General features: G+C 74.9%; 7 protein-coding genes and 1 pseudogene. 5 read left to right on the forward strand and 3 right to left on the reverse strand.

Annotation, left to right across the window (positions count from 1 at the left end; genetic code table 11):
- Positions 1 to 67: 67 nt before the first annotated feature.
- Positions 68 to 262, reverse strand: a pseudogene (locus ACWDCZ_RS37650) (hypothetical protein); the annotation flags it as partial.
- Complete coding sequence (locus tag ACWDCZ_RS37655; RefSeq protein WP_449818278.1) at positions 259 to 1,203, reverse strand: ABC transporter ATP-binding protein; 945 nt, start codon at positions 1,201 to 1,203, stop codon at positions 259 to 261. The pseudogene ACWDCZ_RS37650 and the gene ACWDCZ_RS37655, both read right to left, overlap by 4 nt.
- Positions 1,204 to 1,485: 282 nt before the next feature.
- Here ACWDCZ_RS37655 and ACWDCZ_RS37660 point away from each other — a divergent pair, with 282 nt between their 5' ends.
- The 4 genes from ACWDCZ_RS37660 to ACWDCZ_RS37675 all read left to right on the forward strand — a co-directional run bounded on the left by ACWDCZ_RS37660 (position 1,486) and on the right by ACWDCZ_RS37675 (position 6,473).
- Positions 1,486 to 2,244, forward strand: a complete 759-nt coding sequence (locus ACWDCZ_RS37660; RefSeq protein ID WP_049656014.1) for a class I SAM-dependent methyltransferase — start codon at positions 1,486 to 1,488, stop codon at positions 2,242 to 2,244.
- A 174-nt stretch (positions 2,245 to 2,418) separates the two neighbouring features.
- Entirely contained in the window at positions 2,419 to 3,930 is a 1,512-nt protein-coding gene (locus ACWDCZ_RS37665) for a Y4yA family PLP-dependent enzyme (protein ID WP_449818279.1), read from the forward strand.
- The gene (locus tag ACWDCZ_RS37670) at positions 3,927 to 5,261 is read left to right on the forward strand and encodes a pyridoxal-phosphate dependent enzyme (RefSeq protein ID WP_380738265.1); all 1,335 of its coding nucleotides are present in this window, start codon (positions 3,927 to 3,929) and stop codon (positions 5,259 to 5,261) included. Before ACWDCZ_RS37665 ends, ACWDCZ_RS37670 begins: the two co-directional genes overlap by 4 nt.
- A 12-nt stretch (positions 5,262 to 5,273) precedes the next feature.
- On the forward strand, positions 5,274 to 6,473 hold the full coding sequence (locus ACWDCZ_RS37675) for an aminotransferase class V-fold PLP-dependent enzyme (RefSeq protein ID WP_449818280.1): 1,200 nt from the start codon (positions 5,274 to 5,276) through the stop codon (positions 6,471 to 6,473).
- Positions 6,474 to 6,497: 24 nt separating this feature from the next.
- Here ACWDCZ_RS37675 and ACWDCZ_RS37680 read toward each other — a convergent pair whose 3' ends face one another.
- Positions 6,498 to 7,232, reverse strand: a complete 735-nt coding sequence (locus ACWDCZ_RS37680) for an AfsR/SARP family transcriptional regulator (protein ID WP_449818281.1) — start codon at positions 7,230 to 7,232, stop codon at positions 6,498 to 6,500.
- A 561-nt stretch (positions 7,233 to 7,793) separates the two neighbouring features.
- Here ACWDCZ_RS37680 and ACWDCZ_RS37685 point away from each other — a divergent pair.
- On the forward strand, positions 7,794 to 8,332 hold a 539-nt coding region (locus tag ACWDCZ_RS37685), incomplete at its 3' end, for a S8 family serine peptidase (protein ID WP_449818282.1).

The raw sequence follows: 8,332 nt of genomic DNA on the forward strand, positions 1-8,332 counted from the left end.
CCGGCCTCCAGCAGCAGCTGGGCGACGCCCGTCAGGCCGCCGTACAGGCCGAGCGAGGAGGGCGGCGGGCCGGCCAGCAGGCCAGCACCAGCAGCCTGATCCGCCACTGCGAGAGCAGCTTGACCAGCTCGAAGCGGTACACCCGGCCCACCGGCACCGGGCGCGCCCCGGGGGCGACCCCGGCGGCGGCCGCCGCGCGTCCGGCCGTGACCGTGCTCGTGCGCCCGCCCCGCTCGATGACTCCCTCGCCGCGCTCGCTCATCGTCCGTCCTCCTGTTGCTCGGTCAGGGCGAGGAACGCCGCCTCCAGGGGCGGCACCACCGGGGCGACCTCGCGCACCCGGACCTCCGCCCGCACCAGCGCCGCCACCAGCTCCTCGACGGCCGGGCCCGGCGCGCGCACCATCAGCGCCCCGGCCGTGCGTCCCGTCCCGGCCTCCGCCGCGACCCGCACCCCGGCGACCCGGGCGGCCACCCGCCGGGCGGCGGCCGGATCGGAGGTGAGCAGCCGGTGGTCGAGCGCGCGGTCGTCCGCGGCCAGCTCGCCGAGCGGGCCGGAGAAGCGGACCCGTCCGGTCGCCAGGATGGTGACCTCGTCGCAGAGCGCCTCCAGGTCGTCCATCCGGTGGCTGGAGAGCACCACGGTCACGCCGTCGGCGGCGAGCCGGCGCAGCGCCCCGTGCACGTGCTGCTTGCCCGCCGGGTCCAGGCCGTTGGACGGCTCGTCGAGCACCAGCAGCCGGGGTTCGGTGAGCAGCGCCGCGGCCAGTCCGAGGCGCTGCCGCATGCCGAGCGAGAAGCCCCGCACCCGGTCGTCGGCGACGTCGCTCAGCCCGACCTCGGCCAGCACCTCGTCGATCCGCCCGGCCCGGCCGTCCTGCCCGCGCAGCGTCGCCAGCGCGGCCAGGTTCCGCCGTGCGGTCAGCGACGGGTAGAGCCCGGGCCCGTCCACGAAGCCGGCCACCCCGGGCGGCGCGGGCCGGGCCCGGCCGACCGGTCTGCCCAGCACCTCCAGGTCGCCCTCGTCGGCGGCGGCCAGTCCGAGCAGCAGCCCGAGCAGCGTGGTCTTCCCGGCGCCGTTCGGCCCGGCCAGTCCGTGGATCCGCCCGGGCGCGAGCTCCAGTCCGACGGCGTCGAGCGCGACGACGTCGCCGAAACACTTCGTCAGTGCCCGTGCGCGTACGGCAGGTTGGTTTTCCGTCATGGCTCCTTCTCGCGGTTCCCCAGGGAACCTAGGGGGTTGACCGGGCGCCGTCAGGTGCGCCCGGTTGAACTCCGGCGGAACAGCAGCGGCCCGCGCCGTGGCGGTCCTGCGAGCATCCTGCGGGCGCACCGGGTGGAAACCTTCACATGAAAACGGATATCGTTTCGCTGGCCGGGCACGATCCGCCGGGCCCGCGCCGGACCGGTTGCGGAGCCTGGTGAACATGACAAACATGGGCGGAAGGCGAAGCCTCGAATGCGCACGGACACGGCGGGAGTCGGGATGCGAGTGGACGCCGCTCTGGCCGGGACCTGGGTGGACCGCTGGGAGCGCCAGCAGGAGCGGTACGCGGTGGAGCGCGAGGAGCGGTTCACCGTCATCGCCGACGTGCTGGAACAGACCGTCGGCCACCGCGCGCGGCCGCTCGTCGCGGACCTCGGCAGCGGCCCCGGCTCACTGTCGGCGCGGGTCGCGGCCCGCCTGCCGCACGCCGAGATCATCGCGGTCGACATCGACCCGCTGCTGCTCGCCCTCGGCCGCGCCCGGCACCCCCGGGTGGCGCGCTGGGTCGAGACTCTGATCGGCCGCCCCGGCTGGATCGGGGACCTCGCCCTCGACCGCCCGCTGGACGCCGTGGTGTCCACCACCGCGCTGCACTACCCGCCGCCGGACGCCCTGCTCGGGATCTACCGCGACCTCGCCGGCGCGCTGCGGCCCGGCGGCGTCCTGGTCAACGGCGACCACCTCATCCCCGAGGAGCCGCCGCTCGCCGAACTCGCCCTCGCGATCGGCCGCCGCCGCGCCCAGCGCAAGGGCACCGGCGCCGCCGAGGACTGGTCCCAGTGGTGGGCCGCGGCCGGGCGGGTCCCCGAGTTCGCCGACCTGCTGACGGCCCGAGAGCGGCAGCTGCCCCCGACCGACGGCCCCGGCAACGGCCTGTCGGCCGCCCGGCACGGCGAGCTGCTGCGGGAGGCCGGCTTCCGCCAGGCCGGACCGGTGTGGCAGTACGGCACCAGCTCCGTCCTGGTGGCCCTGCGCTGACCCCGCCCCAAGTGCCCATGCGGGAAGCCGGGTTCCGCATGGGCACAGTCTTTGCGAGGGCGTGACAGAAAGCGCCCTGTTGATCACCCAGGGAAACAGTTACCGTTTCCCTCGGTCGCCGACGTCCCTGCCGCGCACGCCTCACGCCGACTTCTCACGGAGAGCTGGTTTCGCATGCGGTCCTCACCGCTGTATCTCGAACCACGGTTGGAGCCCCCGCTCCGGTCCCTCCTGGCGGAACGCGACCTCCTGCACACCCTGACCGACGCGCTGGGCTCCCCCCTCAACCTGCTCCTGCCCGAGCAGATCGCGGACAACCTGGCACGCTTCCGGGCCGTCTACCGCAAGCACCGCCTCACCGGCCGGATCCACTTCGCCCACAAGGCGAACCGCTCCAGCGCCCTGGTCCGCCGGCTCGCCGCCACCGACGCCGGACTGGACGTCGCCTCGCTCGCCGAACTCCAGCACGTGCTCGGGGCCGGCTGCCCGCCCGAGCGGATCATGGCGACCGGCCCCAAGAACCGCGAGTACCTCTGGCTGGCGGCCCGCACCGGCGCCACCGTCCACCTGGACTCCCGCGCCGAACTCGACGCCCTGGCCGGCCTCGTACGCGCGCACGCCCTGCCCCCGGTGCCCGTCATGCCGCGGCTGTCGGGCTTCCGGGCGCCGGGCACCACAGTGCTCACCCGGCCGAGCCGGTTCGGCACCGACGTCGCCGAACTCGACGGCCTGCTCGACGCGTTGGAGCGCCACCGGGACGCCGTCGAGACGACCGGGGTCGCCTACCACCTGGACACCACCGGCGTGCCGGAGAAGGCCGTCGCCCTGGAGACCTGCGTCACGGTGCTGAACGAGTGCCGGCGCCGGGGCCTGAACCCCCGCACCATCGACATCGGCGGCGGGTTCGGCGTCAGCTACCTGGCGGACGCCGCCCAGTGGGAGCGGTACACCAGCGAGCTGACCGACGCCGTCCTCGGCCGGCGCCCCGCCCTCACCTGGCAGGGCCACGGCTACGGGCTGCGCGCCGAGTCCGGCCGGCTGCGCGGAGCCCTCGGCCTCTACCCGGCGCACCGCCCGGTGGCCGCCGAGGCCTACCTGGACGAGCTGCTCTCGACCCCGGCGCCCACGCTCGGCCGGCCGCTCGGCACGCTGCTGCTGGAGAACCTCTACGACCTGGCGGTGGAGCCCGGCCGGGCACTGGCCGACCAGTGCGGGGCGACGCTCGCCCGCGTCCTGGAGGTCCGGCAGACCCCGGCCGGCGAGCGCCTGGTACGGCTGGAGATGAACGCGCGGGACGTGGGCCTGGAGGAGCACGGGGTGCTGATGGACCCGCTGCTGGTCCCGCGCCCCGGCGCCCCGACCGCGCCGGACGGCTCGGAGGGCCCGGACTCGCCGGACGGCCCGGTCGGGGTGTACCTGATCGGCAACCTCTGCCTGGAGACCGACCTGATCACCCGCCGGACGGTCTTCCTGCCCCGCCTCCCCGCCCCCGGCGACCTGCTCGCCTTCGCCAACACCGCGGGCTACCTGATGGACTTCAGCGCCGGCTCGGCGCTGCGCCAGCCCGTCGCGCGCAAGGTCGCCGCGTACCGGCAGGACGGCGCCTGGCGGTGGCGCCTGGACGAGCAGTACTGGCCCGTCGACGTGACGGCGGGCGCGGAACACCGGGGGGACGGACACGCATGAGGTACGACAGCATCACCGACGCCATAGGCAACACCCCGCTGGTCCGGATCGACCCGGCGGTCACCGGCCTGCGGCACATCGACCTGTACGCCAAGCTGGAACTGCTCAACCCCTTCGGCTCGGTCAAGGACCGCGCCGCCTGGAACATGACCCGCGAGGCGATCCCCGGCGCCGTCGAGCGCGGCGACACCGTCGTGGAACTGTCGAGCGGCAACACCGCCAAGGCGCTCGCGCTGATCGCCGGCCTGCACGGACTGCCGTTCAAGAGCGTCACCAACCGGATGCGGGTCCCCGAGATCAAGGACCTGCTCCTGCTGCTCGGCGCGGAGATCGAGGAGCTGCCCGGCCGCACCGAGTGCCTCGACCCGACCGACACCGACGACCCGCTCACCCGCATCCACCGGATGCTCTCCGAGGCGGAGTCCGGCTACCTGCACACCGACCAGTACTACAGCCGGCTCAACCTCGACGCCCACCTCACCGGCACCGGCCCCGAGATCGTCCGGGACCTCGACGGCCGCGCCCCGGACCACTTCATCGCCTGCGTCGGCACCGCCGGCTCCTCCACCGGCGTGGCGGCCGTGCTGCGCGCCCACGACCCGGCCGTCGACGTGCTCGGACTGGTCGCCCACAAGTCCGACTTCATCCCGGGCATCCGCACCATCGACGAGGTGCACGAGGTCGGGCTGTTCGACCCCGCCACCTACGACACCATCGCGACGGTGACCGCCGACCAGGCCATCGACGGCATGCTCACCCTGGTGCGCCGCTGCGGCCTGCCGGCCGGCCCGACCGGCGGCGGCGCCTTCTTCGGCGCGCTGCGCCACCTCCGTTCCGTGGACGAGGAGTTGACACAGCGTGGCTCGGGCGAGCGGCGCACCGCCGTGTTCATCGTCTGCGACCGGGTGGAGAGCTACCTGAGCTACATCCGCAAACGGCGGCCCGAACTGTTCAACCAGCCCGCCCGGCCGAACACGGTGGCCACCGTGACGCCGGCCGAACTGGCCGCCGCCCGGGTCGTCGAGGTCGACGCCGCCCGGAAGTGGATCGCCGAGGAGCGGCCGCTGGTGGTCGACCTGCGCGGACCGGCCGCGTACGCGGCGCTGCACATCGAGGGCTCGGTCAACATCGTCGACGAGCTGTTCGACGAACTCCTGCACGGCGGGCTGCCGTTCGGCACCCGGCAGCCGGTGCTGCTGGCCTGCCCGGTCGGCGAGAAGTCGGCCGTCTACGCGGCGCTGCTCACCCGGATGGGACACCTGGACGCGCGCAGCCTGGCCGGCGGCGTCATCGCCTGGCGCGACGCGGGCGCGCCGCTGGTCCGGGACTGAGCGGGGCCGGCCATGACCACCCCCGACGAAACCCTCGGCGAACTCCACGACTGGCACCGCGCGTTGCGTGACCAGTTCCCCATCGTCACCGGCCACCCCGACCAGGCGTACCTGGACAGCGCGGCCACCTCGCAGAAGCCCCGGGCGGTGCTCGACACCGTCCAGCGCTACCTGACCACCGCCAACGCCAACGCCGGCCGCGGCACCTACACCTGGGCCAACGCCACCACCGCGCTGGTCGACCGCACCCGCACCCGGGTCGCCCGCTTCCTCGGCGACCCGGCCCCCCGGCAGCGCTCCGGCGTCCACTTCGTCAGCGGGGCGACCGAGGGGCTGCGCGCGGTGGCCCGGGACTGGCTCCCCCACCACCTGCGGGACGGCGACGAGATCATCGTGCCCTTCGCCGACCACGAGGCCAACGCGCTGCCCTGGCTGGAGGCCCGACAGCTGCTGGCCGACCGGGGCGTGCGCGTCACCGTGCGCGAACTGCCGTACGACCCGGCCTCGCAGGACTACGACCACCGGGCGCTGGCCCGGCTCGTCACCGAACGCACGGCATTCGTCGCCGCCACCCACGTGCACCACGTGTACGGCGCCGACATGAACGTCCACCGCATCCGGGCCGCGGTCGGGCCCGAGGTGCCGATCTGCCTGGACGCCGCGCAGAGCGTCGGCCACCTGCCGGTGGACGTCGGCACCCTGGACGTCGACTTCGTGGTCTTCTCCGGGCACAAGGCGCTGGCCCTGCCCGGCACCGGCGCGGTGTGGGCCCGCAACACCCGGGGCCCGGCCTTCACCCCCGGCGGCTGGGCCGGCACACCCAACACCGCCGGGATCGCCAGCCTGGAAGCCGCCCTGGACTGGCTCGACGCCGCCGGGCCGGACCGCATCCGACGGTGGAACAGCGCGCTGGCCGCCCGGCTCACCGACGGGCTGCGGACCCTGGCCCCGTACGAGGTCCTCGGCTGCCAGCGGAGCCTGGCCGCCGACTCCGAGGTCCAGCGGCGCGAGGGCATCGTCACCTTCCGGCACCGCGGCATCGGCTCCAACGACCTGGGCTTCATCCTCGCCAGCCACGGCCTGATGGTGCGCGCCGACGGCCACTGCCAGGCGCGGGCCGGCGAGAGCGAGAGCTCGGTGCGGGTCAGCCTGCACGTCTACAACTCCCCGGAGGAGATCGACCTGCTGCTCTCCGTGCTGCGCGGGCTGTAGCGACCCGCGCGCCGCGCCGGGCCGTCACATCCGCTGGAGGTTGCGCACCAGGCCGGTCATCTTCGGCGACGGGGCGACGTTCAACTCCCGCTGGAGGAACGAGCGGTAGTGCTGGTAGGAGCGCAGCGCACTGGCCAGGTTCCCCTCGGCGAGGTGCACCTCGACCACGATCCGGTGGGCCGTCTCCCGGACGGGGTCGATGGCGATCGCCGCCAACGCGGTCTGGAGCGCCGACAAGTAGCGCTCCGCGTCGCAGAGTTGGTGGGCCAGGCCCTCCAGGGCGTACAGCCGCAGCTGGTCCCAGCGCTCGCGCTCCAGGGTCAGCCACTCCTCCTCCCAGCCCGGCAGCAGCTCGGCGGCGAGGTCGTCCACGATGGCGTCGCAGCTGACCGGCAACCGGTCCAGCCCGGCCACGACCTGGCGTGCCGAGCGGCGCGCGTACCGCAGGTCCACCTGGACCGCCGGCGCGAGGCGCAGCCACTGCCCCGGGCTCTCCACCGGGATCGCCCGGCCGCGCAGCCTCGCGTGGTAGAGGGCGGTGCGCAGGTTCGCGGCCGCGCGGCGCTGGGTGCAGTCCGGCCAGAGCCGTTCGGCGACCGCGCCGCGCGGCACACCGCCGTCGTGCAGGGCGAGGAAGGCCAGCAGGTGCTGCGCACTCACCGGGAGGGCGATGCGGTGTCCCTCACCGGTGGCCTCGAAACCCCGCAGCAGTTCGATGCGCGGACCGTCCCACAACACACCCCCACTCTGTCGCGTCACGCCGTCACCCGCACCCGTTCGGGCGAGCCACGGTTGCGGCCCCGGCCCGTCACGGTCGTGTCCGTCCGGCCCCGGATCACCGTCGCGCCCGCGTCGCACGGACGTTGCGGCGGCGTCACGCTGACGCCGCCCGGGCGTCACGGCCACCGTCGCCGACCGTCACGGCCGCGCCCCGCCGCCGGCCGTCCGACACTCCAATGGGCCGCCACCGAACGGGTGTTGAAGGGGCCCCGGTTCACCGCGGGCACCCGCTCCGGTCCGCGGCCCGGACGGCGGTCACCGTGCGTACCGCCACCGGCCGGTAGCGGGCGGGACGGCCGCACCGGTTCCGGCACGCGGACGCGACGCGCCCGCGACGCCGCCCGCCCGCCGTTCGCGACGGCCCCCGGCACACGCCCGCGACGATCGGCCCGTTGACTGGCACCACCTGCAGCGGGGCCTTCGCAGCAGGGCGACCGGCGACCACCGCCCAGCGCGGTGCGAACCGTCCGGCCGCGGCGTACACACCGCCCGGCGGGGCGCACCCGGTGCCCCCGCCCGACACGGGAAAGGCGATGCCGCATGAAGGCCAGATCGGTCCTGGGCGACGTCCGCGCCCCCGAGGAAGCACTCCTCGGCGACCCGGCCGTGTGCATCGCCGTCCTGGACGGCCCCGTCGACCTCTCGCACCCCTGCTTCGACGGCGCCGACCTCACCCGGCTGGACACGCTCGTCTCCGAACCGGCCGGCACCGGGCCGATGTCACTGCACGGCACCCACGTCGCGAGCCTGCTCTTCGGCGGGCCCGACAGCCCGCTGCCCGGGATCGCCCCGCACTGCCGCGGGCTGATCCTGCCGGTCTTCACGGACGCGGGCGCGGGCCGGGTGCCCCAGCTCGACCTGGCCCGGGCCGTCGAACGCGCCGTGCAGGAGGGGGCGCAGATCATCAACATCAGCGGTGGCGACCCCGGCGGGGACGCCCAGCCGGACCCCATGCTGGAACGGGCGCTGCGGCTGTGCGACCAGAGCGGGGTCCTGGTGGTCGCGGCCGTCGGCAACGACGGCTGCGACTGCGCCCAGGTGCCGGCCGCCGTCCCGACGGTGCTCGCCGTCGGCGCGGC

The sequence above is a fragment of the Kitasatospora sp. NPDC001225 genome, assembly GCF_053597855.1.

Excerpts from the sequence above, each read along its gene's own strand:
- ACWDCZ_RS37655 (WP_449818278.1), bottom strand. The coding sequence starts at position 1,203 with ATGACGGAAAACCAACCTGCCGTACGCGCACGGGCACTGACGAAGTGT.
- ACWDCZ_RS37660 (WP_049656014.1), top strand. The coding sequence starts at position 1,486 with ATGCGAGTGGACGCCGCTCTGGCCGGGACCTGGGTGGACCGCTGGGAG.
- ACWDCZ_RS37665 (WP_449818279.1), top strand. The coding sequence starts at position 2,419 with ATGCGGTCCTCACCGCTGTATCTCGAACCACGGTTGGAGCCCCCGCTC.
- ACWDCZ_RS37670 (WP_380738265.1), top strand. The coding sequence starts at position 3,927 with ATGAGGTACGACAGCATCACCGACGCCATAGGCAACACCCCGCTGGTC.
- ACWDCZ_RS37675 (WP_449818280.1), top strand. The coding sequence starts at position 5,274 with ATGACCACCCCCGACGAAACCCTCGGCGAACTCCACGACTGGCACCGC.